The following is a 1,312-nucleotide window of genomic DNA, read 5'->3' on the forward strand; positions in this document are numbered from 1 at the left end:
TTTTATTAAATAGTCAAATACTGTAAATTTTGTTTATTTCTTCGATAGCTTTTATAATTTACATTTTGATTTATATGTACGTGTTTTGGCGTTAATAAATCTAAACTTAAATGCGGTCTGAGATTATTGTAAATATTCACAGCACGTTTCACAACTTTTTTAGCTAAGGTAGTATTTTTAATTGTTTGTTTCAAGCCATATTCATACTTTAAAGTTCTATTTACTCTCTCGGCTACTGCGTTTTCATAGGGATCATATTGTTCAGTCATACTCAGAGTTAAACCGTTCTGTTCTGCAAACTGGGTATATCCTGGATTGCAATATTGAATACCTCTATCTGAATGATGAATTAGCTTTAGATTAGGATATTTACGATTTTTAATAGCCATTTTAAGCGCATCAGTACATAATGACACTTTCATATGCGAAGCTAATTTATAGCCCATAATTTGCTTAGAATAGGCGTCAGTCACTAAAGCCAAGTAACTATGTCCTTTTTGAGTTTTAATATAGGTTATGTCACTTACCCAAAGTTGTTCAGGTCGGGTAGGAGCTTTGTCTTTAACAAGATTCTTGTGTTTATAAAATTGATGTTTAGAGTTTGTTGTAATAAAGTGTCGTTTAGTCCTAGTAACCAATAAGTTATAGTTTCTTAAAAAGCGATAGAATTTATCTCTGCCAATGTGTATTTGGTTTTGTGTCATCCTGTATTTAAGTAGTTTATATAGTTTAATACCTCCGGTTCTCTGTCCGATTTCTTTACGACAATCTTGCACTAATTGTATTAGGATTTGTTCTTGATTTATCTTATTTTGATGAGATTTTAAGCGTTTATAAAAAGCTTGTTTACTAATCCCAAAACACTCGATTAACCATTTTCTTTTAAACGGTTCTGTTTCTTTTTTTGAATCTCGTCGGCTAATGTTTTGGGCAATGACTTTTTTGCTAAATCCACTCCAGTAATCAGTTCCATATCCGCAATAACATCTTGCTGAAAGTCCTTTACAAACTCTAGTTCTTCAATTCTTTGTTTCAATTTCTTGATTTCATCTTGTTTACTCATCCCTAATTTCTTTTGGTCTAAAGTACTATATTTTTTTAACCAATAGTCAATAGAAGATTTAGAAATATTGTATTTTTTAGCAGCATAATTGACCGATATTCTACCATTTTGAATTTGATCAATGATGAGTAATTTTAAATCGAAACCTACTTTTTTATAGGTTTTTTTTCGGCTGGGTTGTTTTTGTTCTTTCATCTTTATTTGTAATAAGTTGTCTAATTTTTAGTCAACCTATTTCAGGAAAGTACA

At 30.3% G+C, this 1,312-nt stretch carries 2 protein-coding genes; both read right to left on the bottom strand.

The features are described 5' to 3' along the window. Window positions 1-5 precede the first annotated feature (5 nt). Entirely contained in the window at window positions 6-935 is a 930-nt protein-coding gene (locus tag BX611_RS00040) for an IS3 family transposase (RefSeq protein WP_115877458.1), read from the bottom strand. Then, complete coding sequence (locus BX611_RS00045; protein ID WP_115877459.1) at window positions 869-1,258, bottom strand: helix-turn-helix domain-containing protein; 390 nt, start codon at window positions 1,256-1,258, stop codon at window positions 869-871. The genes BX611_RS00040 and BX611_RS00045 overlap by 67 nt, the downstream gene beginning before the upstream one ends. Window positions 1,259-1,312: the final 54 nt, after the last annotated feature.

Source organism: Lutibacter oceani, assembly GCF_003384935.1.
Classification (GTDB): domain Bacteria; phylum Bacteroidota; class Bacteroidia; order Flavobacteriales; family Flavobacteriaceae; genus Lutibacter; species Lutibacter oceani.